The following is a 25,458-nucleotide window of genomic DNA, read 5'->3' on the forward strand; positions in this document are numbered from 1 at the left end:
GGCAGGCCGGATTTGGAACGGCAAGCAGCCGCGCGCCTAGAACAGGTTGCCCTGCTCGGGCGGTTTCGATGGGGCGCTGGCGGGCTTCGCCTTCGGCTTCGATGTCCGGGCGGGCTTCGGCCCGGACGGCAACGTGCCCGGCGCCTCGGCCCCGTCGATCACAGCGCGGCGCTCGGTATCGGCGAAGGTGAGGCTCACCCCCTGCCCCGCCGACAGCGCGGCCCCCTCGCGCACGACCTTTCCCGCCTCGTCGCGCACCAGGGCGAAGCCGCGCGAGAGCACGTTGCGGTAAGAGAGCGATTCAAGGCGCGCGCCGAGGCTCGCGAGTTCGCGCGTATGGGTCCGCAGCTGGCGGCCATAGGCGGGCTGCAGGCGCCTGCCGATCTCCGCGAGCCGGCGCCGGCCGAGCTGGATCTCCCGGTGGAGGGCGGCGGGGCGCAGCCCGGCGGCGAGGGTCTCGAGCCGGCCCCTCTTGCGTTCCAGACCCACCTTCAGAGCGCTCTCGAAGCGCTGGCGGGCGAAGTCGAAGCGCTGCGCCTTGTCCGCGATGAGCGTTTCCGGGCGCGGCAGGGCGCGGGAGAGGCCTGAAAGGTCGGCCCGCTTGCGGTCGACCGCGCGCCTCAGCGCCCCGGCCAGGCGGCTGCCGGCGGTCTCCACCCGGTCGATCAGCTCGCGGCGGACCGGAACGGCGATCTCCGCCGCCCCGGTCGGCGTCGGGGCGCGCCGGTCGCTGGCATAGTCGATGAGCGTGGTGTCGGTCTCGTGGCCGACCGCGCTGATCAGGGGAATTGCGGACGCGGCCGCGGCGCGCACGACGATCTCCTCGTTGAAGCACCACAGGTCCTCGATCGAGCCGCCGCCGCGCGCGACGATAAGGACATCGGGACGCGGGACCTCCCCGCCTTCGGGCAGAGCATTGAAGCCTTCGATCGCCTGCGCGATCTGCTCGGCAGCCTTCTCGCCCTGCACCAGGACCGGCCAGAGGAGGACATGCACGCCGAAGCGGTCCTCCAGCCGGTGCAGGATGTCGCGGATCACCGCACCGGTCGGAGACGTGACCACCCCGATCGTCCTCGGCAGGAAGGGGATGGGCTGCTTGCGCTCGGCGGCGAAGAGGCCTTCGGCGGCGAGCTTCTTCTTGCGCTCTTCCAGCAGCGCCATCAGCGCGCCCGCGCCGGCCGGCTCCATGCGGTCGATGATGATCTGGTATTTCGATCGGCCCGGGAAGGTGGACAGGCGCCCTTCGGCGATGACCTCGAGCCCCTCCTCGGGCCGGAAGCCGAGCGCGGCGGCCATGCCCTTCCACATCACCCCGTCGATGACGGCGCTCTCGTCCTTCAGGTCGAGATAGACATGGCCGGACTTCGCCACCGTCACCCGGCCGAGTTCGCCGCGCACGCGCACATGACCGTAGGCGTCCTCCACGGTCTTCTTCAGCGCGCGCGAAAGCTCGCTGACGGTGAATTCCGGCGTGTTGCTGACAAGCGCCATGGCGGGCTAAGGATTCGGTACAGACATTTCCATCCCCCATCGTTAGCCGGGCCGGGGCCGGGCTGGCAAACCCGATCGACGGCGGACGAGGACTTCCCATGCGGCGCACGATTTCCCGGCTGGTCCACGCGACCCTGCCTCGTCCGCTCGTCAATCTCCTGTGGAACGCGGCGAGCGACCTCAAGGATCTGCCTGCCCGGCTCGATTCCGGCCGCCCGCCGCAGCCCTGGCGCCTGTTGCACAATGTCGGCGGCGGGGACTTCCATGCCGTGGGACGGCATTATTTCGCGCTGTTCCGGGAGGCGTCCGGCCTGAAACCCTGCGACCACGTGCTCGATATCGGCTGCGGGGCCGGCAGGCTCGCCCTCCCGCTCGCGGCCTATCTCGACGGGACAGGCCGCTATACCGGCTTCGACGTATCGCGGCGGGCGCTCGCCTGGGCTCGCAGGCATGTGCGCGGGGCAGCCCGCCTGGATTTCGTCCACGCTGCGGTACGCAGCCGCGAGTATGCGAGCCGGGGCGAGGCCGGCTCGGCCTATCGCTTCCCGGCAGAGGACGCGAGCATCGATCACGCCCTTGCGATCTCGCTCTTCAGTCACCTCCTGCCCGAGGACGCCGCGCATTATCTCGCGGAAGCCGGCCGCGTCCTGAAGCCGGGCGGACGGCTCTTCCTGACCGCCTTCATCGCCGACGAGGCAGCGCGCGAGCGGCTCGGCCGGCCGGACACGATCCTGGCGATGAGGCCCATCTCGAAGACCGCCTTCGCGGCGGATCCCCGGGAGCCCGAGCGAGCCATCGCCTTCGAGCAAAGCGCATTCGAGGACTGGATTGCGGACGCCGGTTTGCGCTACGCCGCCCCCATCGTGCGTGGACACTGGTCGCAGGCACACCGGAGCGGCGAATTCCAGGACATGCTCGTGCTGGAAAAGCCTGAAGCGGAGCAGCCATGAACATCCTCATCATCGGATCGGGCGGCCGCGAGCACGCGCTCGCCTGGAAGATCGCGCAGAGTCCGTTGGTGGACACGGTCTGGTCGGCCCCGGGCAGTGTGGCGATGGACCTTATCGGACCCTGCTTCGACGTGGCGGCCGACGATGTCGAGAACCTGGAAAAGCTCGCTCTGCAGCTCGAACCCGACCTCGTCGTGATCGGACCGGAAGCCCCCCTCGCCCTCGGCCTCGCCGATATCCTGCGCGCGCGCGGCTTCGACGTGTTCGGCCCCTCGAAGGACGCCGCGCAGCTCGAAGCCTCCAAGGGCTTCGCCAAGGACATGATGGCGAAGTTCGGGGTGCCGACAGCGCGCTACGGGCGCTTCACCGACCTCGACCGTGCGAAGGCCTTCCTCGACACTCTGGAGGCCCCCTTCGTGCTGAAGGCCGACGGCCTCGCCGCCGGCAAGGGCGTGGTGATCGCGGCCACGCGCGAGGAGGCCGAAGCCGAGCTTGCCGACATGCTCTCGGGCCGCTTCGGCGAGGCCTCGGCGGCGGTCGTGATCGAGGAGTTCATGGAAGGCGAGGAAGCCAGCGTCTTCGTGCTGACCGACGGTGTGAACGCGCTCGCCCTGCCCCCTGTGCAGGACCACAAGCGCGCCGGCGAAGGCGATACCGGCCCGAACACCGGCGGCATGGGCGCCTACGGCCCGGCCCCGGTGATGACGTCGGCCCTCATGGCCGAGGTCGACAAGACCATCACCCGGCCCATGCTGGCCGGCATGCGCGACGAGGGCATGCCCTATTCCGGCGTGCTCTATATCGGGCTGATGATCACGGCCGACGGGCCGAAAGTGGTCGAGTTCAACGCCCGCTTCGGCGATCCGGAATGCCAGGTGCTGATGGTCCAGACGCAGGCCGACATCGTGCCGGCCCTGCTCGCCTGCGCCACCGGGGGCATGCCGGAGAAGGACTTCCTGCGCCTGCTGCCGCTTCCCGTGGAGGCCCGGCCCGCCGTGACCGTGGTGATGGCAAGCAAGGGCTATCCGGGCAGCTACAAGAAGAACACCGTCATCAGGGGCGTGAAGGCCGCCGGCGAGGTCGAAGGCGTGACCGTCTTCCATGCCGGCACGGCGGTCGATGCGAACGGCGAGTTCGTCAATATCGGCGGGCGCGTACTGAATGTCACGGCGACCGGCGACACGCTGCAACAGGCCGTCGACCGGGCCTACGAGGCGGTCGACCGGATCGACTGGCCGCAGGGCTTCTGCCGGCGCGACATCGCCTGGCGGGCCCTGGAGAGCCGAAGCTAGTTTTCCGGCCCGCTCACCGCACCCGCGATCGCGTCCAGATCCGCGTCCACCTCCTCGGCCATGCGCACCGCGGTCTCCACCGCGCCGAGGAAGAAATCGCGCGTGATGATCTCGTACTCGTCGCTGACCTGGTGATAGTGCTCGTGGTCCTCCACGCCGAGATAGAGGAAGGGGATGCCGGCCATGTGGAAGGGGGCGTGGTCGGACAGGAGCGTCCAGTCGTCGCGCGGGTTGTCGGTCGGCCGGTCATAGCCCGTCAGCAGGCGCACCGGCGCGCCGTCCGCGACATGCTCGACGAGCGGGACGAGGACGGGATAGTGCCAGGTCCCGACCGCGTAGAGATCGCCGTCCGGGCTGTAGCCGACCATGTCGAGATTGAGGTTGAAGGCGATCTCGCCGGGCAGCTCGGGCCGGTTCGCCACGAAATGGCGCGCCCCGTTGAGCCCGCCCTCCTCCGCGTCGAAGGCGGCGAACAGCACGTCGTGTTCGGGCGGGTGGGCCATGAAATGCTCGGCGATCGCCAGCAGCGCAGCGACCCCCGACGCATTGTCGTCCGCACCGTTGAAGATCTCGCCCTCGCCATAGCCGACATGGTCGTAATGGGCGCTGACGACCATAACCCTGCTGCGGTCCTCGCCCTCCACGAGCCCGAGCACGTTGACGCCGGCGAGCGTGCGCCGCTCGCCCTGCGGGTCGCGAAAATCGACCGGGCGGCTAAAGTCGAAGGCGTGCTCGAAGCTGCCGTTGACCGGCGTCAGGCCGATCTCGGAAAAGCGCTCCACGATGTAGGCGCGGGCGCGGGCATTGCCCGGCGTGCCCACCTCGCGGCCCTCCATATCGTCGGCTGCGAGCGTGCGCAGGTCTTCCAGCGGCTGCGCAAGCTCGGGCTCGCGCGCGCAGGCGGCGGTGAGGACGAGCAGGACGGGCAGAGCGAATTTGCGAAGCATGGGGATGATTCCGGACGCGGGAGACTGAGAGCGCGGGTGTCGCAACACGATCCGGCTCCATATAATGACGCCTCAACATAGTACCGTGCGAACGCAATTTGGAGCCCGCCATGCCGATGGCCGCCGACGACATCGCCAAGCTCATCAAGGACGCCATCCCCGACGCCGAGGTCGAGATCGTCGACCTGGCCGGAGACGGCGATCACTACAAGGCGGTGATCACCTCGGCGAGCTTTGCCGGCATGCCGCGGGTGAAGCAGCACCAGAAGGTCTATGCCGCGCTCGGCGGGCGCATGGGCGGCGAGCTGCACGCGCTGGCGCTCGAGACGCGAACCCCGGCGGGGTGAGGCCCGCTTGACCGCGGCGTCCGCAATCCCTAGCTCAAGGCTCAGCTATTCACTCCGGCGCGAGGGTTTCCTCCCATGACCGACCAGACCGTCCTCGACGAGATCAAAGAGGTCGTCACCAGCAATGACGTCGTGCTCTTCATGAAGGGCACGCCGACCTTTCCCCAGTGCGGCTTCTCCTCGGTGACGAGCCGCGTGCTCGACCATCTCGGCGTCAACTACGTCGCCGTGAACGTGCTCGAGGACAACGCCGTGCGCGAAGGGATCAAGGTCTATTCAGACTGGCCGACCATTCCCCAGCTCTACGTCAAGGGCGAGTTCGTCGGCGGCTGCGACATCGTCAAGGAGATGTTCGAGACCGGCGAGCTGAAGAGCTATCTTTCGGAGAAGGGCGTGCTGGAAAGCGCGGCCTGAGACGCGCGACATCCCGGACGAAAGGTCAGGAACCCCGGCCCGCGCGGCCGGGGTTTCGCGTTGGGACGGCGGCGATGCCCTACCCCGCCCTCGGCGCCCGTGCCCGCGTCGGGTTTTCCAGCTCGATCACAGCCGTTTCGGGGATGCCCAGCTGCTCGCGCGTCCAGCGCAGCAGCACGCCGTTCGGCATGAAGGCCTCGCACTCGTCGTCCTCGACGCGCTCCAGCTCGATCTCCGCGATCCAGTCCCGCGTGAGATAGACGTGCGGCTCGAAGCTCGATTCGTTCGTACACCCGCCCGATTGCGCGCGCACGAAGAGTGCGTCGTCCTCGACATACCAGGTCAGGACCGGTTCCAGGGGTTCCGGAGCCTCCCGTGGCTCGGGCGGGGACCCGCAGGCCGCCAGTGCAAGCCCGCTCGTTGCCGCCGCCAAGACCAGGCGCATCCCTCTCATTGCCGTCTCCTTCCCCCTCCCGAAGCGAGCGCAGACTAGCCCGACCCGTCCGCTCCGAACAGGGGGCGAAAACGAAAGAGCCCGCCACCGGGTCGCCGGGGCGGGCTCTCGTATGTTCGCGGATGTCCTCGTTCTTACGAGGAGTAGAATTCGACCACGAGGGCCGGTTCCATCTGCACCGGATAGGGAACGTCGGAGAATTCCGGGATGCGGGTGAAGGTGGCGGTCATCGCCTTCGCATCGACGTCGAGATAGTCGGGGAAGTCGCGCTCGCCGCTCTGCAGGGCCTCGAGCACGAGGGCCATGTTGCGGCTCTTCTCGCGCACTTCCACGACATCGCCCGGCTTGACGCGGTAGGAGGCGATGTTGACGCGCTTGCCGTTCACCTTGACGTGGCCGTGATTGACGAACTGGCGCGCGGCGAAGACGGTCGGCACGAACTTGGCGCGGTAGACCACGGCATCGAGGCGGCTTTCCAGCAGGCCGATGAGGTTCTCCGCGGTGTTGCCCTTGCGGCGGGAGGCCTCGTCATAGACGGCGCGGAACTGCTTCTCGGTGATGTTGCCGTAATAGCCCTTCAGCTTCTGCTTGGCGCGCAGCTGAAGCCCGAAGTCGGACATCTTGCCGGCGCGGCGCTGGCCGTGCTGGCCGGGGCCGTAGGGACGGGAATTGATCGGAGACTTGGCACGACCCCAGATGTTCTCGCCCATCCGGCGGTCGATCTTGTGCTTCTGCGAATGACGCTTCGACATGTTCTTCCTTCTTCGACGCGGCCCGGTGGAGCGCCCTCAACGCTGCCACGATCGATAACGGCGGTTCACGCGTCGCCCGTTGGTGTTGGACATATGGCGGCAGCATTCGAGCTGCCCGAGGGAAGCGCGGGTTATGTTTGAAGGGGAAGGCGAAGTCAACTCCGGCGGGCGGTGGCGACATGCCGGCGATCACTCGTATCCCAACCGGCCCCGGTGGGGCACCCGCGGAGCTGCCGACTTCCTGATTCTTAATAGACTTTCATAGCACGCTACCGGCCATAACAATATAACTTGCATTGCATGGTAACATGCGATACACCCTCCTCATGGATATCGAAAGCTGGAAAGCGCAACTTCGAAAGGGCTCGGCCGAACTCGCCGTGCTGGCGGTGCTCGCCGGCGGGGAGAAGTACGGGATCGAGATTCTCGACCGGATCAGCGGGGTCGAAGGCCTCGGGATCTCGGAGGGATCGATCTACCCGCTTCTCAACCGTCTGCAGCGCGAGGGCCGGATCGAGGCGCGCTGGGTGGAAAATCCCGAAGGGGGCGTTCCGCGCAAGTATTACCGCCTGACTGCCAACGGCGAGGCGGCCCGTGAAGCCATGGTGGAGACCTGGACGGCCTTCCGCGCCAGCCTCGACCGCATCGTGGAGACGAGATCGTGAACGCAACGCCCGCCATCGAGGCCTATCTCAGACGGCTCGCCCGCGCCCTCTCCTCGCTGCCCGAGGAGGAGCGCCGGGAAATCCTCGAAGAGACGCGCTCCCATCTCGTCGAGCGTGCCGCGGAGATCGGCGAGGACGCGGCGATTGCCGCGCTGAGCCCGGCCGAGCGCTATGCGCGCGGCTTCCTGGACGAGCGCATGCTCAGTGCCGCGCTCGCCGACGGCGGACCGGCGGCGACCTTCGGCGCGCTCCTGCGCGTGGGCTCGCGCCGCCTCGTCGGCGCGATCGGACTCGGCGTGACGGCCTTTCTCTTCCTCTTCGCGGCGGCGCTTGCGCCGATCGCGGTCAGCGAGCTCACCAATCCCGAGGATACCGGGCTGTTCGTGTCCAATGTCAGCGACGCCTTCTTCCTCGGCATCATCGGGGACGAGAGCCGCGAACGCTATGACGAGGTGCTCGGTGCCTGGCTCCTGCCCTCGCTGTTCCTGGCCGGGCTGGCGGCGATCCTGCTCGCCGCCTTTCTCGGCCGCATCTTCGTCCGCCTCCTCCTGACACGCAGCGAGACAAGCCGCGGCCGGTAACGGACGGACTCCTCCCCGAAGGGGCGGGAAAGCCCCTTCGAAACAACGCTTGGAGACTTCAGATGAAACGCCTTGTGACTGCGGTGCTCGCCACCGCGACGGCCGCGCTGTGCCCGGTCCATGCCCAGACCGTCGAGGAATTCAGTGCCATCGCCCCCGGCGGCCACGTCATGGCCGGGGAAGTGGTGCTGCCGGACGGTGTCTCGGGCCCCTTGCCCGGCGTCCTCCTGATCAGCGGCTCAGGCAGGCAGTCGCGCGACTTCGCCGCATTCGACTCCCGCTACCGGCCGCATCACGACTGGACGCAGGCCTTCAACGCGGCAGGGATCGCGGTGATCCGCTTCGACGAACGCAATACCGGCGGTTCGGGCGGCGATCATCGCACCGCGAGCCTTCAGGACCTGGTCGACGACGCGCGCACCGTGCTGCGGGCGGCCTCGTCCAACCCGGGCATCGATCGCGCACGCCTCTTCGTGCTCGGTCATTCCGAAGGTGCGGCCATCGCGATGATGCTGAACGGACAGGGCGAGACCCTCGCCGGGCTCCTCCTGGCCGGCGCACCGGCGCGCAGCGGGCGCCGGATCCTGCGCGACCAGGCCCGCATCGAGGCGCCGGTGACGGCGCAGATGAGCGAGAGCGAGCGCGAGGCTGCCATCGAAGCCCATTATCGCGAGCAGGTCGCCTACGACGAGACCCGCCCGTCCCTGCGCGATTTCCTCGATCTCGACGTGCCTGCCATCGCCGGAGCGGTGACGGCGCCGGTCTTCGTCATCGAGGGCGGCGAGGACTGGCAGATCACGCCGCCGCAGGGAAGCGAACTGGCCGCCCTGCTGCGCGCGGGCGGGAACGATGCGGTCGTTCACCGGCTGTATGACGGCGTCAATCACCTGCTCGTCCACGCGCCCGGCGAGCCCGACTACGCCCGCCTCTCCGATTTCAGGCTCGATCCGCGCCTGGTCGAGGACGCGGTCGCCTGGACCGCGCAGCGCGCGGACCTGGACTGACCTTGCGGCCCGGCGGTGCAGCAAGGATCGCCGCCGGACCTTCCTTTCCCCATCTTCCGTGGAGACGTAGCCATGAAACGCGCCTTCTTTGCATTCCTGGTCGCCCTCTTCGCCGCGCTCGGGCGCGCCGAGGGCCAGGCCGTCACCGAATTCCAGGCGATCGCCCCCGACGGCCACATCATGGCCGGGGAGATCGTGACGCCGCAGCGCGGCTTTTCCGCCGCGGTGATGCTGATCTCCGGGTCCGGCCGGCAATCGCGCGAATTCGCCGATTTCGAGGGACGCTATGCGCCCCATCGCGACTGGCTCGACACCTTCCTCCAGGCCGGGCTCGCCGTGATCCGCTTCGACGAGCGCGGCACGGGAGGCTCCGGCGGCGACCACCGCGAAGCCACGCTGTCCGATCTCGTCGACGATGCCGAGACGGTGCTCCGGGCCGCGCGCATGAGCCTTGGCGGAGCCGATCTCTTCGTGCTCGGCCATTCCGAGGGCGCGGTCATCGCGATGACGCTGTCGGCGCGCGGGGAAGATCTGACCGGCCTCATCCTGCTGGGTGCGCCCTCGAAGAGCCCGCGCGACTTCCTGCGCGACCAGGCCGCGGGCAATGTCGAGCGCACCGCGGACATGAGCGAGGCCGACAGGGCCGCGGCCAGGGATGCCTGGTACCAGGGCGTCATCGCCCGCTTCGAGCAGAGCCCGGTCCTGCGCGACCATCTCGATGTCGACGTGCCCGCCCTCGCCGCCGCGGTCGATGCCCCGGTCTTCGTCATCGAGGGCGGGGCCGACGAACTCATCGCTCCGCCCCAGGGCGAGGAACTCGCGGCCCTGATCGCCGCGGACGGGAGCCCGGACGTCTGGCACCGGCGCTATACGAACGTGAACCACTTCATGACGCCCCAGCCGGAGGGCATGACGGGCTGGCAGGCCATCGAGGACTTCACGCTGGATGCCCGCATCCGCGCCGACGCGGCGGCCTGGATCCTGGAGCGAGCGGGCCAATAGCCCCTTGCGCAGGCCGGGTGGCGGGCGTTCGCAGCTAGTCCTCGCGCACCACCCGGTGCCTGCCCCTGCCGATCGTGAGCGCCTTGATGGCGCCGCGGAAGGTTCGCACCTCCTGGCTCGTCAGCCCGCCGCGCGCGAAGATGTTCCTGAGATTCTGGATCATCAGCGGGGTCTTTTCCGGCGGGAAGAAGAATCCGGCGCGGTCGAGCTCGGTCTCGAAATGCTCGTACATGAGGGTCAGCTCCTCCTGGCTCGCGCGGTCTTCGAGCGGGCGGAACTCGGCCGGGACCGGGTCGCCGGCGCGCCATTCGTGGGCGAGGACGCCGACGGCCATGGCGAGGTTGAGGCTGGCGAAGCCGGGCTCCACGGGCAGGGTCAGGATGGCGTTCGAGCGCACGATCGCCTCGTTGGGAAGGCCCGCCCGCTCGCCGCCGAACAGGATACCGACCGAGGCGCCGGCCCCGAGATGGCCCCGCGCCTCTCGCATCGCCTCGCGCCCGGTGAGTACCGGCTTGACCATCCCGCGCGGACGCGCGGTGGTGGCGTAGGTGACCGAGAGGTCTGCGACGGCCTCGTCGAGCGTGTCGAAGATCTCGAGCGTGTCGAGGACCGGCGAGCCGACCGCCATGGTGATCGCCGTCTCGTTCGGCCAGCCGTCGCGCGGGGCGACGAGGCGCAGACGTGTCAGGCCGAAATTGCCCATCACGCGCGCGGCTGCGCCGATATTCTCGCCCATCTGCGGCCGGTCGAGGATGAAGACAGGGGCGTCGGAACCCTTGTTCATGGCTGCCCTTTCACTTGCAGGGTTCGGGTGGTAGAGACCGGCCCGAACGCATCCTCCCTTTCGCGCGCACCGGCGCGCGCCTCAAGACCGAAAGCGCAGAAAACACATGGCCAAGATCAAAGTCGACAATCCGGTCGTCGAACTCGACGGCGACGAGATGACCCGCATCATCTGGGCGCTGATCAAGGAAAAACTGATCGAGCCCTATCTCGATATCGACCTGAAATATTACGACCTTTCGATCCAGAAGCGCGACGAGACCGAGGATCGGATCACGGTCGAGGCCGCCGAGGCGATCAAGCATTACGGCGTCGGGGTGAAGTGCGCCACCATCACGCCGGACGAGCAGCGCGTCGAGGAATTCGACCTGAAGAAGATGTGGCGCTCGCCCAACGGCACGATCCGCAACATCCTCGGCGGCGTCGTGTTCCGCGAGCCGATCGTCATCCAGAACATCCCGCGCCTGGTGCCGGGCTGGACCAAGCCGATCGTGATCGGCCGCCACGCCTTCGGCGACCAGTACCGCGCCACCGATTTCAAGGTGCCCGGGCCGGGCAAGCTGACCCTGACCTACACCCCGGCCGACGGCGGCGCGCCGCAGCACCACGAGGTGTACGAGTTCAAGGGCCCGGGCGTGGCCATGGGCATGTACAATATCGACGAGTCGATCCGCGATTTCGCGCGCGCCTCGTTCAATTACGGCCTCGACCGGGGCTGGCCGGTCTATCTGTCGACCAAGAACACGATCCTGAAGGCCTATGACGGCCGCTTCAAGGACCTGTTCGCCGAGATCTACGAGGAAGAGTTCAAGGACAGGTTCGAGGAAAAGGGCATAGATTACGAGCACCGGCTGATCGACGACATGGTCGCCGCGGCGATGAAGTGGTCGGGCGGCTTCGTCTGGGCCTGCAAGAACTACGATGGCGACGTGCAGTCCGACACGGTTGCGCAAGGCTTCGGCTCGCTGGGCCTGATGACCTCGGTGCTGATGACGCCGGACGGCAGGACGGTCGAGGCGGAGGCCGCCCACGGCACGGTGACGCGCCACTACCGCCAGCACCAGCGCGGGGAGAAGACATCGACCAACTCCATCGCCTCGATCTTCGCCTGGACGCGCGGCCTGAAATACCGCGGCAAGATGGACGGCAACGAGAAGGTCGTCGAGTTCGCCGAGGCGCTCGAGACGACCGTCGTGAAGACGGTGGAGAACGGCTACATGACCAAGGACCTCGCGCTCCTGGTCGGCGACGAGCAGGGCTGGCTCACGACCGAGGGCTTCCTGGACAAGGTCGCCGAGCGCTTCGCCGAGCGCATGAAGGACATGGTGTAGGCGTCACGCCATCGAGGAAACGGGAAAGGCCGGGCAGCAATGCCCGGCCTTTTTCTATTCCGCCTCCTTCGCGCGGCGGTATTCCGCATCGCGCGCGCTGGCGATGCGGTCGCGCACGGTTTCGGGGGCGAAGCCGTATTCCTCCAGTGCGCGGCCGGCGAGCTGAAGGCCGGCCTCGATGGCGTCGGGGATGACGAAGTCCGCCCCGGCCGCGGTGAGACGGCGTGCGTGATCGGCATCCTGGGCGCGTGCGAGCACCAGAGCGTCGCGGCGCAGTGCCCGCACGGCGCGCACCATCGCCTCGGCGCTGTCGGCATCGTCGACGGTGACCACGAACATCGACGCGCCCTGCGCACCGGCGCGTTTGAGAATCTCCGGACGCGACGCGTCGCCGAGATAGACCTGCCAGCCCGCCTTGCGCCCGCGCTGAACGACGCCTGCGCGCCGGTCGAGCGCGACGATGTCGGCCTCCTCGGCCTTAAGGACGCGGGCAATGGCCTCGCCTACCCGACCGAAGCCGGCGATCACGACATGGCCCTCGAGTTCGAAGTGGTCGGCAACCCCCGGCGCACCGGCCTCCTCCTCCTTCAGCCTGCCCGCGACATGGCGCCCGATCCGGCCCGAAAGCGGCGTGATGAGCATCGAGAGCGCAGCGATGGCCGTGACGACGGTGGCGGCAGCCGGCGTCAGGATCGCGCCGGCGCTCGCCGCGGCGACGATGACGAAGGCGAACTCGCCGGCCGGGGCGAGCAGGAAGGCGGCCTCGGCCGCCACCCGCCGGCCGCCGGCAAAGAGGCGCACGGCGGTGTAGGCCAGCACGCCCTTGACCAGCAGCATCACGGCGAGGCTGCCGGCGATCAGGGGCAGATACTGCCACACGGCGGGCAGATCGAGGCTCATGCCGACCGTCATGAAGAACAGGCCGAGCAGGAGGCCCTTGAACGGTTCGAGATCGACTTCGGTCTGGTGCTTGAACTCGGTCTCGCCCAGCAGCAGGCCGGCGAGGAAGGCGCCGAGCGCGAGCGAGAGCCCCGCCCCGGCGGTCAGCACCGCCGCGCCCACGACGACCAGGAGGGTCAGCGCCATCAGGAAGTCCCGCCCGCCCTGCGCGGCAAGGCGGAAGATGCGACCCAGCCCGAACCGGCCGACGAGCACGATCACGCCGATCGCGACCGCGCCCTGGACGAGCGCCTCGATGAGGGCGGCGGCGAGACTGGTCTCCCCGCCCCGGCCCAGAAAGCCGACGAGAATCAGGATCGGCGCGACCAGGATGTCCTGGAACAGCAGCACGGCCAGCGCCACGCGCCCGACCGGCAGAGCCGCGCGGCGTTCCTCGGCGAGGACCTGCATGACGATGGCGGTCGATGACAGGGCGAGCGCGAACCCGAGCGTCAGCGCCGCCGGGCCCGTCATCCCCGCGAGCCACAGCACCAGCGCGGCCAGGAGCGCGCTCGAAAACGCCTGCAGCCCGCCTGCGCCGAACACCGCGCGGCGCAATTGCCAGAGCTTCTTGAAGGAGAGTTCGAGGCCGAGCAGGAAGAGCAGGAACAGCACGCCGAGTTCGGCGAACGGCGCAGCGGTCTCCGGCTCGGTGATCGTGAGGAATTCCAGCCAGGAGAGGTGAAAGCGCTCGGCGACGGCGCCCAGCCCGTAGGGCCCGAGCGCCACGCCCGCGAGCAGGAAGCCGAGCACCGCGCTCATCTTCCACAGGCGCAGGAGCGGCACGATGATGCCGGCCGCGAACAGGAAGACGATCGCGTCCTTGAGCCAGACTTCCTGTCCTGCGGCGTGTTCCATGCGTCAGCCCCCGGCGCCCGAGCGACATGCGCTCCCGCGCCGGAGTTTAGCCGGTTTCCCGCGGCCCGGTCAGGGCCTGCGTGCGGTTATTCCGCCGCGCGGGACCCCTCGCCCTTCAGGGCGCCGCGGATCGCATCGAGCGCAGCTTCGGCCCTGTCGCCGTCCGGACCGCCGGCCTGGGCGAAGTCGGGCCGCCCGCCCCCGCCCTTGCCGCCGACCTCCGCCGCGCCGGCGCGCACCAGCTCGACCGCGTCGAAGCGGCCGGCGAGATCGTCGGTCACCCCGACGGCGAGCGCGGCCTTGCCGTCATTGACGCCGACGAAGGCGGCGATGCCCGAGCCCATCTGCTTTCTCGCCTCGTCGACCATAGCGCGCAGATCCTTGCCGCCGACGCCCTGGGCAACGCGCCCGATGAACTTCACCCCGGAAATCTCCTCCGGGCCGGCCGGGGCCGCACCACTGCCGCCGCCGAGGGCGAGCTGCTTCTTGGCCTCGGCGAGCTGGCGCTCCAGCGTCCGGCGCTCCTTCAGGAGAGTGTCGACGCGTTCCTCCAGTTCGGCCGGCGGCACCTTCAGACGCTCGGCAGCGGCCTTCGCGATGCCGGCCTGGGTCTCGAGATACTCCCGCGCCGCTTCACCGGTCAGCGCCTCGACGCGGCGCACCCCGGCCGAGACGGCACTGTCTGAGACGATCTTGAACAGGGCGATGTCGCCGGTGCGCGAGACGTGCGTGCCCCCGCACAGTTCGACCGAATAGGCCCGGTCGGCCTTCTCCAGCGCCCGGCCCATCTCCAGCACGCGCACCCGGTCGCCATACTTCTCGCCGAACAGGGCGAGCGCGCCCCGCTCGATGGCCTCCTCCGGGGCCATCTCGGCGGTCTCGGCCGGCGCGTTTTGACGGATCACGGCATTGACCTGGGCCTCGATCGCCCGGGTCTCCGCCTCGGTGAGCGTCTGGCCGTGCGAGAAGTCGAAGCGCAGCCGGTCGGGTCCCACATAGGAGCCCTTCTGGGTGACGTGAGCACCGAGCACGTCGCGCAGGGCCGCATGCAGAAGGTGCGTGGCCGAGTGGTTCGCCTTGGTCTTTTCCCGGCGCTCGCCATCGACCTGCAACAGCCCGGTATCGCCGACACGAATCGCGCCGCCTTGCGCCTTGCCGATATGGGCATAGACGTCGCCGGCGCGCTTCTTCACGTCGGAGACCACGAAATTGACCCCGCCCTCGAACTCGATCACGCCGGCATCGCCGATCTGGCCGCCGCCCTCGGCATAGAACGGCGTCTGGGCGAAGACGAGTTCGCCGTGCTGGCCGTCCTCGAGCGTGTCGACCTGGCGCTTGTCGGCGACGATCGCCCTGACCGGCTCGGAGCCCTTGAGCGTGGTATAGCCGGTAAAGCTCGTCGGGCCGGTCGCCTCGCGCACCGCGTACCAGACCGCATCGGGTGCAGCCTCGCCGGAGCCCGCCCAGCTCGCGCGCGCCTCGGCCTTCTGCTTCTCCATCGCCTTGTCGAAACCGGCGGTGTCCACCTCCAGGCCCTTGGCGCGCAGCGCGTCCTGGGTGAGGTCGAGCGGGAAGCCGTAGGTGTCGTAGAGCTTGAAGGCGGTTTCGCCCGGCAGGGCCTCGCCCTCGTCTAGATCCGCGACGGCCTCCTCCAGCAGGGAGAGCCCGCGTCCGAGCGTGCGCTGGAACCGTTCTTCCTCCGCGCGCAGCGTCTCCTCGATCACCGGCCGGGCACGCTTCAGCTCGGGGAAGGCCTCGCCCATCTCGGCGGCGAGCGTGCCGACGAGGCGGTGCATCACCGGCTCGGTCGCGCCGAGCAGGTGCGCGTGGCGCATGGCGCGGCGCATGATCCGGCGCAGGACGTAGCCACGGCCCTCGTTGGACGGGCTCACGCCATCGGCGATGAGGAAGCTCGTCGCGCGCAGATGGTCGGCGATGACGCGGTGGCTGGCGAGGGTCTCGCCTTCGGCCCTGGAGCGCAGCACATCCTCGGAGGCCGCGATCAGCCGCTTGAACAGGTCGACCTCGTAATTGTTGTGCACCCCCTGCAGCACGGCGGCGATGCGCTCCAGCCCCATGCCGGTGTCGATGGAGGGCTTGGGCAGGGATTTGCGGCTGCCGTCCTCCATCTGCTCGAACTGCATGAAGACGAGATTCCAGATCTCGATGAAGCGGTCGCCGTCCTCGTCCGGGCTGCCCGGAGGGCCGCCGGGAATCTCCGGCCCGTGATCGTAGAAGATCTCCGAGCACGGCCCGCAGGGGCCGGTATCGCCCATCATCCAGAAATTGTCGGACGTTCCGATGCGGATGATCTTGTCGTCGGAGAACCCCGCGATCTTCTTCCAGAGGTCCGCCGCCTCCTCGTCCTCGGCATAGACCGTGGCGAGTAGCTTGTCCCTTGAAAGCCCGAACTCCCTGGTGATCAGCGTCCAGGCATGCAGGATCGCCTCCTCCTTGAAATAATCGCCGAAGGAGAAATTGCCGAGCATCTCGAAGAAGGTGTGGTGACGCGCGGTGTAGCCGACATTGTCGAGATCGTTGTGCTTGCCGCCGGCGCGCACGCATTTCTGCGAGGAGGCCGCGCGGGGTCTGGCGCGCCTCTCGACGCCGGTGAAGGCGTTCTTGAACGGCACCATGCCGGCATTGACGAAGAGCAGCGTCGGATCGTCCTTCGGCACGAGCGGGGCGGACTGCACCACCTCGTGATCGTGCTCGGCGAAGTAATCCAGGAACTTGGCGCGGATGTCGCGCAATGCGGTCATGACGGGCTCCAGAAGCCGGCTTGGGGTTCACATCTCGCGCGAGGTTTCACGGTCGACGTGGCTTCGCCCACATATACGAACGGGCGCCCGGCAAAGCCAAGCGCCCGTCGCAATTCTTCGCAGGTTGGCGCTCCGCCTCTTCCGTCGCGGTCAGCCAGTCTGCGCGGCAAGGCCGGACAGGGCGAAGACGTCGCGCATCAGTCCGTCGGGGAAGGCCTCGCGGGCGAACACCCGTCCTCCAAGGCTCTCTGCCAGGCGCCGGGCGGCGATGTTGGCATCGTCCATGTGGGTTTCGACCTGCGTCCAGCCGAGGCTCGCGAGCGCATGGTCGATGGCGGCAAGCGAGGCCTCCCGGGCGATCCCCTGGCGGCGTGCCTCCGGCATGATCCACCAGGTCAGTTCCGAGCGTGGCCACCCCTCAGGCCAGACCAGCCCGCAGCTGCCGACCATGCCGGGGCGGTCGCGCCGCTCGATCGACCACATGCCGTAGCCGCGCAGCCGCCAATGGCCGAGATCGCTGGCCAGCTTGGTCCAGGCGCGGTTCGCGGGAAGCGGTCCGCCATAGAAGCGGGACGCCTCGGCGTCGGCGTAGAAATCCCGGTAGACCGGGAAATCCGCCCCGCACGGCGCTCTCAGGCGCAGGCGGGGCGTGACGAGTTCCGGTATCTCCATTGGGGTGCGATCCGGCGGCGGCCCTAGCCCGCCGCGGCCTCGTCGCCCTCGTCGTCCTCGCCCGGACCGGCGAGCATCTCCTCGGCAATAAGGCCGGCATTCTTGCGCACGGCGGCCTCGATCTTCGCGGCGATGTCGGGATTGTCGAGCAGGAACTTGCGCGAGTTCTCGCGGCCCTGGCCGATGCGCTCGCTCTCGAAGGAGTACCAGGAACCGGATTTCTCCACGATCCCGCCCTTCACGCCGAGATCGATGAGTTCGCCGGTCTTGGAGATGCCCTCGCCGTAGAGGATGTCGAACTCGACCTCGCGGAAAGGCGGCGCGACCTTGTTCTTGACCACCTTGACCTTGGTCTGGTTGCCGATCACCTCGTCGCGGTCCTTCAGCGCGCCGATGCGGCGGATATCGAGGCGGACCGAGGCGTAGAATTTCAGCGCATTGCCGCCAGTCGTGGTTTCCGGAGAGCCGAACATCACGCCGATCTTCATGCGGATCTGGTTGATGAAGATGACAAGCGTGTTCGACTTGGAGATCGAGCCGGTGAGCTTCCTGAGCGCCTGGCTCATCAGGCGCGCCTGCAGGCCCGGCAGGGAGTCGCCCATCTCGCCCTCGAGTTCGGCGCGCGGGGTGAGCGCGGCGACGGAGTCGATGACGAGCACGTCGATCGCGCCCGAACGCACCAGCGTGTCGGCGATCTCGAGCGCCTGTTCGCCGGCGTCGGGCTGGGAGACCAGGAGTTCGTTGACATCGACCCCGAGCTTCCTGGCATAGACCGGATCGAGCGCGTGCTCGGCATCGACGAAGGCGGCGGTGCCGCCCGCCTTCTGCGCCTCGGCGACGCAATGCAGGGCGAGCGTGGTCTTGCCCGAGCTCTCCGGGCCGTAGATCTCCACGATCCGGCCCTTGGGAAGGCCGCCGACACCGAGTGCGATGTCGAGGCCGAGCGAGCCGGTCGAGATCGCCTCGATATTCTGGTTCGGGCGCGATCCCAGCTTCATGACCGAGCCCTTGCCGAAGGCGCGGTCGATCTGGGAGAGCGCGGCGTCGAGGGCTTTCTGCTTGTCCATATTATCGTCTTTCACGAGCTGAATCTTCGCCTGGGCCATGGCTTCATCCCCTTTTGTCATGCCGCTCCGAGTCGGGCAACTTGGGGAAGTTGTACACGTTCCGTTCCGCGAACGCAACAAGAACATTCGAGGGCTTCAACCCGCGCGACGCGAGGCTTCGGCACTCGCTCCGCGCCTGGCCCGCAGCGTCGGGCAAGCCCGCGGCTAGGCGCCCAGCATCTCCTTCACCCGCTCGGCGAGCTGGGGGAGCGTGAAGGGCTTGGGCAGGAAGGAGACGTCGAGTTCCTTCGACAGGGTGTGGGAGAACTCCTCCTCGGCATAGCCGGAGATGAACACGATGCGCGCATCGCCGAGATACTGCCGGCCCTTCTCCAGGAGCCCCGGCCCGTCGAGGCCGGGCATCACCACGTCGGAGATGATGAGATCGAAGCTCTCCGGGTTCTCCTTCAGGATTTCGAGGGCCTCCTCGCCATCCTCGGCCTCGACGACCTCGTAGCCCCGCTTGACGAGCGTCTTCGCGGCGATGGTGCGCACCGGCGCCTCGTCCTCGACGAGCAGGATCCGGCCGCGCCCGGCAAGGTCGGCGGGCTTTCGCTCCACCGTCTTGGCGGCCTTCTCCTCGGCGATCTCCTTCTCTTCCGCCTCGCTCGGAACATGCTCGGGCAGGAAGATCGTGAAGGTCGTGCCCTCGCCCAGTTTCGACTTCGCGAACAGGAAGCCGCCGGACTGCTTGACGATGCCGTAGACGGTGGCAAGGCCGAGCCCGGTGCCCTGGCCGGCTTCCTTGGTGGTGAAGAAGGGCTCGAAGATCTTCGCCAGGGTCGCCTCGTCCATGCCCGTACCCTCGTCGCGCACCCGGATGGCCGCCCAGCGGCCCTCCTTCGGGTCGGGCGCGCCGGCGCGGCGCACGTCCTCGGCATCGACCGCCTCGGTGGTGATGGTCAGAGTGCCCCCGCCCTTGCCCTTCATGGCGTCGCGCGCATTGGTCGCGAGGTTCATGATGGCGTTTTCCAGCTGCGTCTTGTCGGCGCGGATCAGCGGCAGGCCGCGCCCGTGCCTGAACTCCAGGCGCACGGATTCCTCGAGAATCTGGCGCAGCAGCACGGAGACGTCCGAGAGCGTGTCGGTGATGTCGAGCGTCGTCATCCGGAAGGTCTGCTTGCGCGAGAAGGCGAGCAGCTTCTTCACCAGCCCGGCCGCGCGCGCGACGGTTGAATTGATCTGCTGCAGCTCGGGGTAGGAGGGGTCGCCCACGGGGTGGCGGCCGAGCAGCTCGTCGGTGTTCAGCCTTATGGCGGTGAGCATGTTGTTGAAGTCGTGCGCCACACCGCCGGCGAGCTGGCCGACCGCCTGCATCTTGGCGGCGTGAGCGAACTGGCGCTCGAGATCCTTCAGGGCGGTGATGTCGACCACATAGGCGGCGCGCTTGCCCCCCTTGGCTGCGGCGAAGAAGAGATGGACGTCGCGAGGCTTCTCGCCGTTCTTCAGGCGCGCTTCGGCGGGCTCGCCGCGCCCGGCGAGCGCGGTGGCGAACACGTCCTCGAGCGTCGCGTCCTCGTTCCAGTCGAAGAGGTCGGCGAAGCGTGTGCCCGGGATCGCCATGCCGCCCGAGAACTGCACCATGGCGGCATTGGCGTCCTCGATCAGGGCTGCTTCCGGATCGGGCTGGTCGAGGCGCACCACGCCGAAGGGGGCGCTCGCGAACATGTCGTCGAACGTGCGCCCGGCGCGCACCTCGCCTGCCGGCATCGCCTGGGCGAGCCCGGGAGGCGCGCCGGTGGTCGACAGGCCGTAGATGATGCCGCGCGCGCGCGGCGGACGGCTGTCGGTCCACTCCACGACCAGCACGACCGGGGTCTCGATGCCTTCCCGGCCCGCCAGGCGTGCATCGATGCGGACAGGCCCTTCCGCGCCACGCGACTTGGCATAGGACTTCGCCGTATCTCCGACGAAGAAGTCCTTGACCTTCAGCGCCCTGTCCGCTTCCACGCCCAGCCAGTCGCGCAAGGTCGCGTTGGCGGCCAGCACACGGCCCTCCCCGTCGGCGAGGAACAGGCCGACCGGAGCGCGGTCGGCCCAGTCGGGGGCGGCTTCTCCGGTCTCGACCGCGGCGCCGCGCGCCTCGGCAAAGCGCCAGACCGCGCCGCCGCGCTCGAGCGGGCTTATCTCCGCCTCGTACACGACCGCACGGCTCGCCGCCCTCAGCGCGGGCAGGGTCTCGCGCGCCCGGGCGGACTCGTGGGCGGCCTTGGTGAGGCGGTAGATCGCGCCGCCACCGCCGCCGGCCCAGACCCGGTCCGGTGTCGGCACCGACAGTGCGGCGCCAAGCCCGGCCGCCTCACTTGCCAGCGCCCGATAGGCCCGGTTCGCCCAGACGCTGCGCCCGCGCGCATCGGTGACCAGGACCGGATCGGCGAGCGCCTCGAACGCGGCGGCCGCGAAGCCGGACGAGCCCGGTGCCGGGCCGCGGTCGGCGAGCACGCGCGCCGCGCTTTCACCGGCGGCCAGCGCATAGAGAAACAGAAAGGCCACGAAGGCGATGCCGGACAGCAGGATGAAACCCTGCCAGCCGGCCGCACTGGCAGCGAAAACACCGACCGCCGCGGCGGCGAGCGCGGAGAGTCCGGCGATCCAGAAGATGATGCGGGTCGCCGGCACCATCCACCGCGGACGCTCCCCGGGCTCGCTCCTCACCCTTGCGGACTCGGCGCCGTCGTGTTCGGCCGTTTCGGGCGGGCGCTCGGCGGAGGGGGCATCTGTCATGGAAAGGCTCGATATCTGGCGTGGCGGGCCGCCCGCGGGCAGGCCCTCGATTCGGCTTCAAGCGTGACCCGACAAGGTTAACGCTATTTTCGTCCCCGCGCGCGGCCTTTCGCGACCGAGAGCACGTAGCCGATCACTTTCGCGACCGCCTTGTAATGGTCGACCGGGATCGGCACGTCGAGATCGGCCGTGGCGTGCAGCGCACGGGCGAGCGGGGGATCCTCCACGATCGGGATGCCGTGCTCCTCCGCGAGTTCGCGAATCCTCAAGGCGACGGCATCGACGCCCTTCGCGATGCAGATGGGGGCGGGCGTGCGCCCCTGCTCGTATTCCAGCGCCACGGCATAGTGGGTCGGGTTGGTGATCACGACCGCGGCCTCTGGCACCTTCGCCATCATCCGGCGCTGGGCGCGCTCCTGGCGGATCTGCCTGAGCTTGGCGCGCACCATGGGATCGCCCTCGGTGTCCTTGAGCTCGTCGCGAATCTCCTTGCGGCTCATCTTGTTGCGCTCGATGAACTCGTGGCGCTGGAAGAAGAAGTCCGCCGCGGCGATCAGCGAATAGACGATCAGCGCGGCGAGCATCAGCAGCATCGCATCGACGCGCAAGAGGCCGAGGACGGCAGGCAATTCCATCATCGGCAGCACGGCGAGTTCGTCGCGCTTGGGCCAGAGCACGACCCCGATCGCGATCGAGACCAGAGCCATCTTGCCGATACCCTTGAGGAAGTTCATCCAGCCCTGCGGACCGAACAGGCGCTTCACCCCGTCCACCGGGTTGAGCTTGGAGAGCTTGGGCTCGAGCTTGGAGGGCGTGAACAGCAGGCCCTGCTGCACGACATTGCCGAGGATGGCCGCCACGATCAGCGCGAGGAAGGCGAGACCGACGACGAGCCCGATGCGCATGGCCGTCGCGGTGGCGAGGTCGATCGCCTCGCCCGGCTGAAGGCTCAGCTGGTGAGCGTTGGCGAAGAACAGGCTCAGGGATTCCGCCATGCCCCGCGACAGGCCAGGGGAGACGACCGCGATGATGCCCAGCCCGGCTGCCAGGATGAACCAGCCGGGAATCTCCTGGGACTTGGCGACATCGCCCTTCTCGCGCGCCTGGCGCAGCTTCCGCTCTGTCGGCTGCTCGGTCTTTTCCGACTTGTCCTCGTCAGCCATCGCTCACCTCACATGAAGGTCACGGCGAAGCGCTCGAAGCGCTCCAGCCAGACGAGCGCGATGGCACCCAGCGAGATCGCGAGGATCGCGAAGCCGATCAGGATGTTGAGCGGCATCGCGATGAAGAATATCTGCGCCTGCGGCATGAGGCGCGAGAGCACGCCGAGCCCGAGATAGAAAATCAGGCCGAACACGATCAGCGGTGCGGCGATCTGCACGCCGATGACGAATGTGTCCACGAAGATGGTCAGCGCCCACTCGGCCGCGTCTTCCAGGATCGGCACCTCGGCCGCCGGCATGACCTGGTAGGAGGCGGCCGCCGCCTGCAAGAGGAGATGGTGCAGGTTGGTCGCGAACAGCAGCACGATGAAGAGCAGGTTCAGAAATACGCCGGGCAGCGCGCCGGTCTGGCCGGCGGCCGGGTCGAAGGCCTGCGCCATGGCGAGCCCGGTCTGGTAGCCGATGATCTGTCCCGCGATCGCGGCGGCCGCCAGGAAAAGGCGCGCGGCCGCGCCGATCATCAGCCCGATCACCGCCTCGATCGCGATCATGCCGGCCATGGCAGCGGGCTCGGCCGGCATCTCGGGCAAGCGCGGCGCGATCACCGGCCCGATGGCGAGCGCGAAAGCGAGCGCAAAGGCGAGGCGAATGCGCGGCGGGATACCCGGCTCGCCGAAGCCCGGAAGCAGCATGAGGATCGCGCCCAGCCGCGCGAAGATCAGCGCGGCCGCGAAGACCGTGGTTTCGAGGTTCAGGGCGGCGAGCATAACGGGCCTAGCCTGCGATGATTCGGTCCGCGACGGTGGTCATGAAGGTCGACATCACCGCCCCCATCAGCGGCAGGAAGATCAGGAGCGCGATGAAGATGGCGATGATCTTCGGCACGAAGACCAGGGTCATCTCCTGAACCTGCGTCAATGCCTGGAGGAGCGCGATCATCACGCCGACGGCAAGGCCGACGATCATCACCGGCGCGGCCATGGCGAGCATGGTCCAGATCGCGTCGCGGGCAATGTCGAGCACTTCGGCGCCGTTCATTTGTTCTGGCCTTCTCAACCGCTCGGGAACCCGGCAAAATTTGCCGCCTCGGCCCGAAGGTTAACGATGCCGGTTAACGAAGCTTGAAACAGGATGAAGATCGCTGTCCCCGCAGGTGACTGCGATTTAATGCGAGCCTCACGCCGCCAGGCGCTATTGTCCGCGCCGCATCGGCCGAAGCAGCCGGAAAAAGACGTGATTCAATCGGGGAAAGAACCATGCTGAAACATCTTCTTGGCGGAGCGGCGGCGATCGCCTTCCTGGCCGCCTGCGGCGAGCCCGCGACCGACCGGACCGCAGCGCCGGCACCGCAGACGCAGGCCGAGACGCCCGCGCCGGTGCCTGCCGCGCCGCCGCAATCTGCCGACGTGACCGAGACGCAGCGTCTCTATTCCTGGCTGGACGAAGTGTTCCAGGCCGAACTCCAGCACGCGCCGGAAGCCAAGACGTCTCTCGGCATCATCGACGAGGATTACGACGACTGGTCGCTGCCGACCGACGCGGAAGCCGCCGCCGCCCACGCGCGCGAGCAGGCCTATCTCGCCTACCTCACCGAGACGTTCGATTACGGTGCGCTCGATGACGCCGGCAGGCTTTCCTACGACTTTGCGCAATTCCAGTGGGAGATGAACGACCGGCTCTATCAGGTGCGCGAGAGTGGATACGTGTTCTCCCCGATGGGCGATGCGGTGTCCGACCTCACCACCTTCATGATCAACGCCCACCAGGTGCGCGAGCCGGCCCATGCCGAGGCCTATGTCGCGCGCCTCAACGGCATGGGCGCGGTGATCGACGCCATGGTCGCAGAGGCCGAGGAGCGCGCCGCCAACGGCGTGCGCCTGCCGCTCTTCGCCTATCCGCGCCTGGTCGCCTCGGCCAACAGCCAGCTGACCGGCGCGCCCTTCGACGAGACGGGCGTGGACAGCGCGCTCTTCGCCGACTTCAAGACCAAGGTCGCCGAACTTGCCCTGCCCGAGGCGGAATCCGCCGCGCTCATCGAGGCCGCCGAGACCGCACTGCTCGAGGTCTATCGCCCGGCGCTGGAACGCTACATCGCCTCGCTGGAGGCCATGGAGAGGGACGCCGACGACCGGCACGGGGTGTGGAAGCTCCCCAATGGCGAGGAGTACTACGCCACGCAGGTCCACTTCTTCACCACGCGCGACGATCTCACCGCCGATGAGGTGCACGAGATTGGCCTGTCCGAAGTCGAGCGCATCCAGAACGAGATGCGCGAGATCATGGAGCAGGTCGAGTTCGAAGGCGATCTGCAGGCCTTCTTCGAATTCCTGCGCACAGATCCGCAATTCTACCTGCCCAACGACGAGGCGGGCCGGGCGGCCTATCTCGCCCGTTCGACCGAATACATCGACCAGGTCATGCAGATCGCGCCGCAGTATTTCGACACCCTGCCCGAAGCCGCGCTGGAGGTGCGCGCAGTCGAGGCGTGGCGCGAGGAGACGGCCACCGGCGCCTTCTACAACCAGCCCGCCCTCGATGGCTCGCGGCCGGGCTATTACTACGTGAACCTCTCCAACATGGCCGACAATCCGACCTATCTGATGGAGAGCCTCGCCTATCACGAGGGCGCGCCGGGCCATCACTTCCAGATCGCGCTGGCAATGGAACTCGAAGACGTGCCGATGCTGCAGAAGCTCGCCTGGTATTCGGCCTACGGCGAAGGCTGGGCGCTCTATGCCGAGCGTCTCGGCAAGGACATGGGCTTCTTCGAGGATCCGTACAACGATTTCGGCCGGCTCTCCTACGAGCTGTTCCGCGCGGTGCGCCTGGTCGTCGACACCGGCATCCACTCCAAGCGGTGGACCCGCGAGGACGCCATCGAATACATGATGGAGAACACGCCGATGACCGAGGGTGACATCACCCCGGAAGTCGAGCGCTACATCGTCTGGCCGGGCCAGGCGCTGTCCTACAAGATCGGCATGATGACCATCATGGACCTGCGCCGGCAGGCGATGGACCGGCTCGGCGAGGATTTCGACTATGGCGGCTTCCACGATGCGGTACTGACCGCCGGCACCATCCCGCTGCCGCTGCTGCAGGCCCGGGTGGAGGACTGGATCGCCGAGGTCGAGGCGGCCGAATAGGCCGTCCGCCCCGTCCATAGCAATGACCACAAAGGGGGCGCCGGCCGGCGCCCCCTCTCCCGTAGAAAAGGGGAA

General features: G+C 68.2%; 23 protein-coding genes. 10 read left to right on the top strand and 13 right to left on the bottom strand.

Going from position 1 to position 25,458, the window contains the following annotated elements; genetic code table 11:
- Nucleotides 1-36: 36 nt before the first annotated feature.
- Nucleotides 37-1,491, bottom strand: coding sequence for an exodeoxyribonuclease VII large subunit (gene xseA, locus JW792_RS08320; protein WP_135996165.1), 1,455 nt, complete (start codon nucleotides 1,489-1,491; stop codon nucleotides 37-39).
- Nucleotides 1,492-1,589: 98 nt separating this feature from the next.
- Between xseA and JW792_RS08325 the strand changes: the two genes are divergently transcribed.
- On the top strand, nucleotides 1,590-2,441 hold the full coding sequence (locus JW792_RS08325) for a class I SAM-dependent methyltransferase (protein WP_135996164.1): 852 nt from the start codon (nucleotides 1,590-1,592) through the stop codon (nucleotides 2,439-2,441).
- Nucleotides 2,438-3,733 (top strand): phosphoribosylamine--glycine ligase, encoded by a 1,296-nt coding sequence (purD, locus tag JW792_RS08330; RefSeq protein WP_135996163.1) that lies wholly within the window; start codon nucleotides 2,438-2,440, stop codon nucleotides 3,731-3,733. Before JW792_RS08325 ends, purD begins: the two co-directional genes overlap by 4 nt.
- On the opposite strand, the gene JW792_RS08335 is transcribed toward purD, so the two are convergent.
- Nucleotides 3,730-4,680 (bottom strand): M20/M25/M40 family metallo-hydrolase, encoded by a 951-nt coding sequence (locus JW792_RS08335; RefSeq protein WP_135996162.1) that lies wholly within the window; start codon nucleotides 4,678-4,680, stop codon nucleotides 3,730-3,732. The genes purD and JW792_RS08335 overlap by 4 nt on opposite strands.
- A 110-nt stretch (nucleotides 4,681-4,790) precedes the next feature.
- On the opposite strand from JW792_RS08335, the gene JW792_RS08340 reads away from it, so the two are divergent.
- Both JW792_RS08340 and grxD read left to right on the top strand, forming a co-directional pair.
- Nucleotides 4,791-5,027: a BolA family protein gene (locus JW792_RS08340; protein WP_135996161.1), complete on the top strand. Its 237-nt coding sequence runs from the start codon at nucleotides 4,791-4,793 to the stop codon at nucleotides 5,025-5,027.
- 75 nt (nucleotides 5,028-5,102) lie between these two features.
- Entirely contained in the window at nucleotides 5,103-5,441 is a 339-nt protein-coding gene (gene grxD / locus JW792_RS08345; protein WP_135996160.1) for a Grx4 family monothiol glutaredoxin, read from the top strand.
- Between the two features lie 79 nt (nucleotides 5,442-5,520).
- Here the strand turns inward: grxD and JW792_RS08350 are convergent, their stop codons facing one another.
- Together JW792_RS08350 and rpsD are read right to left on the bottom strand one after the other, a co-directional pair.
- Complete coding sequence (locus JW792_RS08350; RefSeq protein ID WP_135996159.1) at nucleotides 5,521-5,895, bottom strand: hypothetical protein; 375 nt, start codon at nucleotides 5,893-5,895, stop codon at nucleotides 5,521-5,523.
- A 134-nt stretch (nucleotides 5,896-6,029) separates the two neighbouring features.
- Nucleotides 6,030-6,647, bottom strand: coding sequence for a 30S ribosomal protein S4 (gene rpsD, locus JW792_RS08355; protein ID WP_135996158.1), 618 nt, complete (start codon nucleotides 6,645-6,647; stop codon nucleotides 6,030-6,032).
- 308 nt (nucleotides 6,648-6,955) lie between these two features.
- On the opposite strand from rpsD, the gene JW792_RS08360 reads away from it, so the two are divergent.
- From JW792_RS08360 to JW792_RS08375, 4 genes are all read left to right on the top strand, one after another.
- A complete protein-coding gene (locus JW792_RS08360) occupies nucleotides 6,956-7,312 on the top strand; it encodes a PadR family transcriptional regulator (RefSeq protein WP_206340932.1) in 357 nt (118 codons plus the stop codon).
- The gene (locus tag JW792_RS08365; protein ID WP_135996157.1) at nucleotides 7,309-7,893 is read left to right on the top strand and encodes an HAAS signaling domain-containing protein; all 585 of its coding nucleotides are present in this window, start codon (nucleotides 7,309-7,311) and stop codon (nucleotides 7,891-7,893) included. Before JW792_RS08360 ends, JW792_RS08365 begins: the two co-directional genes overlap by 4 nt.
- Before the next feature lie 62 nt (nucleotides 7,894-7,955).
- Nucleotides 7,956-8,897, top strand: a complete 942-nt coding sequence (locus JW792_RS08370; protein WP_135996156.1) for an alpha/beta hydrolase family protein — start codon at nucleotides 7,956-7,958, stop codon at nucleotides 8,895-8,897.
- Between the two features lie 72 nt (nucleotides 8,898-8,969).
- Nucleotides 8,970-9,899, top strand: a complete 930-nt coding sequence (locus JW792_RS08375) for an alpha/beta hydrolase (protein ID WP_135996155.1) — start codon at nucleotides 8,970-8,972, stop codon at nucleotides 9,897-9,899.
- Nucleotides 9,900-9,933: 34 nt separating this feature from the next.
- Here the strand turns inward: JW792_RS08375 and JW792_RS08380 are convergent, their stop codons facing one another.
- On the bottom strand, nucleotides 9,934-10,683 hold the full coding sequence (locus tag JW792_RS08380; RefSeq protein ID WP_135996154.1) for an RNA methyltransferase: 750 nt from the start codon (nucleotides 10,681-10,683) through the stop codon (nucleotides 9,934-9,936).
- A gap of 106 nt (nucleotides 10,684-10,789) precedes the next feature.
- Between JW792_RS08380 and JW792_RS08385 the strand changes: the two genes are divergently transcribed.
- On the top strand, nucleotides 10,790-12,013 hold the full coding sequence (locus JW792_RS08385; protein ID WP_135996153.1) for an NADP-dependent isocitrate dehydrogenase: 1,224 nt from the start codon (nucleotides 10,790-10,792) through the stop codon (nucleotides 12,011-12,013).
- A gap of 54 nt (nucleotides 12,014-12,067) precedes the next feature.
- On the opposite strand, the gene JW792_RS08390 is transcribed toward JW792_RS08385, so the two are convergent.
- The 8 genes from JW792_RS08390 to fliQ all read right to left on the bottom strand — a co-directional run bounded on the left by JW792_RS08390 (nucleotide 12,068) and on the right by fliQ (nucleotide 23,275).
- Nucleotides 12,068-13,810 (bottom strand): cation:proton antiporter domain-containing protein, encoded by a 1,743-nt coding sequence (locus tag JW792_RS08390; RefSeq protein WP_135996152.1) that lies wholly within the window; start codon nucleotides 13,808-13,810, stop codon nucleotides 12,068-12,070.
- 86 nt (nucleotides 13,811-13,896) lie between these two features.
- On the bottom strand, nucleotides 13,897-16,572 hold the full coding sequence (alaS, locus tag JW792_RS08395) for an alanine--tRNA ligase (protein WP_135996151.1): 2,676 nt from the start codon (nucleotides 16,570-16,572) through the stop codon (nucleotides 13,897-13,899).
- A gap of 150 nt (nucleotides 16,573-16,722) precedes the next feature.
- Complete coding sequence (locus JW792_RS08400; RefSeq protein WP_135996150.1) at nucleotides 16,723-17,244, bottom strand: GNAT family N-acetyltransferase; 522 nt, start codon at nucleotides 17,242-17,244, stop codon at nucleotides 16,723-16,725.
- A gap of 23 nt (nucleotides 17,245-17,267) precedes the next feature.
- Nucleotides 17,268-18,350: a recombinase RecA gene (recA, locus tag JW792_RS08405; protein ID WP_135996149.1), complete on the bottom strand. Its 1,083-nt coding sequence runs from the start codon at nucleotides 18,348-18,350 to the stop codon at nucleotides 17,268-17,270.
- A gap of 165 nt (nucleotides 18,351-18,515) precedes the next feature.
- The gene (locus JW792_RS08410; protein WP_135996148.1) at nucleotides 18,516-21,074 is read right to left on the bottom strand and encodes a hybrid sensor histidine kinase/response regulator; all 2,559 of its coding nucleotides are present in this window, start codon (nucleotides 21,072-21,074) and stop codon (nucleotides 18,516-18,518) included.
- A gap of 83 nt (nucleotides 21,075-21,157) precedes the next feature.
- The gene (flhB, locus tag JW792_RS08415) at nucleotides 21,158-22,237 is read right to left on the bottom strand and encodes a flagellar biosynthesis protein FlhB (RefSeq protein ID WP_135996147.1); all 1,080 of its coding nucleotides are present in this window, start codon (nucleotides 22,235-22,237) and stop codon (nucleotides 21,158-21,160) included.
- Between the two features lie 8 nt (nucleotides 22,238-22,245).
- A complete protein-coding gene (gene fliR, locus JW792_RS08420) occupies nucleotides 22,246-23,004 on the bottom strand; it encodes a flagellar biosynthetic protein FliR (RefSeq protein ID WP_135996146.1) in 759 nt (252 codons plus the stop codon).
- Between the two features lie 7 nt (nucleotides 23,005-23,011).
- Nucleotides 23,012-23,275 (bottom strand): flagellar biosynthesis protein FliQ, encoded by a 264-nt coding sequence (fliQ, locus tag JW792_RS08425; protein ID WP_135996145.1) that lies wholly within the window; start codon nucleotides 23,273-23,275, stop codon nucleotides 23,012-23,014.
- Between the two features lie 218 nt (nucleotides 23,276-23,493).
- Here fliQ and JW792_RS08430 point away from each other — a divergent pair, with 218 nt between their 5' ends.
- Nucleotides 23,494-25,383, top strand: a complete 1,890-nt coding sequence (locus JW792_RS08430; RefSeq protein ID WP_135996144.1) for a DUF885 domain-containing protein — start codon at nucleotides 23,494-23,496, stop codon at nucleotides 25,381-25,383.
- Nucleotides 25,384-25,458: the final 75 nt, after the last annotated feature.

Origin of the sequence: Marinicauda algicola, assembly GCF_017161425.1 — a bacterium.
GTDB lineage: Bacteria > Pseudomonadota > Alphaproteobacteria > Caulobacterales > Maricaulaceae > Marinicauda > Marinicauda algicola.

Bases quoted from the DNA above. Each gene is read 5' to 3' on its own strand.
- JW792_RS08360 (WP_206340932.1), top strand. From the start codon at position 6,956: ATGCGATACACCCTCCTCATGGATATCGAAAGCTGGAAAGCGCAACTT.
- recA (WP_135996149.1), bottom strand. From the start codon at position 18,350: ATGGCCCAGGCGAAGATTCAGCTCGTGAAAGACGATAATATGGACAAG.
- rpsD (WP_135996158.1), bottom strand. From the start codon at position 6,647: ATGTCGAAGCGTCATTCGCAGAAGCACAAGATCGACCGCCGGATGGGC.
- JW792_RS08390 (WP_135996152.1), bottom strand. From the start codon at position 13,810: ATGGAACACGCCGCAGGACAGGAAGTCTGGCTCAAGGACGCGATCGTC.
- JW792_RS08335 (WP_135996162.1), bottom strand. From the start codon at position 4,680: ATGCTTCGCAAATTCGCTCTGCCCGTCCTGCTCGTCCTCACCGCCGCC.
- JW792_RS08350 (WP_135996159.1), bottom strand. From the start codon at position 5,895: ATGAGAGGGATGCGCCTGGTCTTGGCGGCGGCAACGAGCGGGCTTGCA.
- fliR (WP_135996146.1), bottom strand. From the start codon at position 23,004: ATGCTCGCCGCCCTGAACCTCGAAACCACGGTCTTCGCGGCCGCGCTG.
- flhB (WP_135996147.1), bottom strand. From the start codon at position 22,237: ATGGCTGACGAGGACAAGTCGGAAAAGACCGAGCAGCCGACAGAGCGG.
- fliQ (WP_135996145.1), bottom strand. From the start codon at position 23,275: ATGAACGGCGCCGAAGTGCTCGACATTGCCCGCGACGCGATCTGGACC.
- JW792_RS08380 (WP_135996154.1), bottom strand. From the start codon at position 10,683: ATGAACAAGGGTTCCGACGCCCCTGTCTTCATCCTCGACCGGCCGCAG.
- JW792_RS08400 (WP_135996150.1), bottom strand. From the start codon at position 17,244: ATGGAGATACCGGAACTCGTCACGCCCCGCCTGCGCCTGAGAGCGCCG.
- JW792_RS08410 (WP_135996148.1), bottom strand. From the start codon at position 21,074: ATGACAGATGCCCCCTCCGCCGAGCGCCCGCCCGAAACGGCCGAACAC.
- JW792_RS08340 (WP_135996161.1), top strand. From the start codon at position 4,791: ATGCCGATGGCCGCCGACGACATCGCCAAGCTCATCAAGGACGCCATC.
- xseA (WP_135996165.1), bottom strand. From the start codon at position 1,491: ATGGCGCTTGTCAGCAACACGCCGGAATTCACCGTCAGCGAGCTTTCG.
- JW792_RS08430 (WP_135996144.1), top strand. From the start codon at position 23,494: ATGCTGAAACATCTTCTTGGCGGAGCGGCGGCGATCGCCTTCCTGGCC.
- purD (WP_135996163.1), top strand. From the start codon at position 2,438: ATGAACATCCTCATCATCGGATCGGGCGGCCGCGAGCACGCGCTCGCC.
- JW792_RS08370 (WP_135996156.1), top strand. From the start codon at position 7,956: ATGAAACGCCTTGTGACTGCGGTGCTCGCCACCGCGACGGCCGCGCTG.
- JW792_RS08325 (WP_135996164.1), top strand. From the start codon at position 1,590: ATGCGGCGCACGATTTCCCGGCTGGTCCACGCGACCCTGCCTCGTCCG.
- grxD (WP_135996160.1), top strand. From the start codon at position 5,103: ATGACCGACCAGACCGTCCTCGACGAGATCAAAGAGGTCGTCACCAGC.
- alaS (WP_135996151.1), bottom strand. From the start codon at position 16,572: ATGACCGCATTGCGCGACATCCGCGCCAAGTTCCTGGATTACTTCGCC.
- JW792_RS08385 (WP_135996153.1), top strand. From the start codon at position 10,790: ATGGCCAAGATCAAAGTCGACAATCCGGTCGTCGAACTCGACGGCGAC.
- JW792_RS08375 (WP_135996155.1), top strand. From the start codon at position 8,970: ATGAAACGCGCCTTCTTTGCATTCCTGGTCGCCCTCTTCGCCGCGCTC.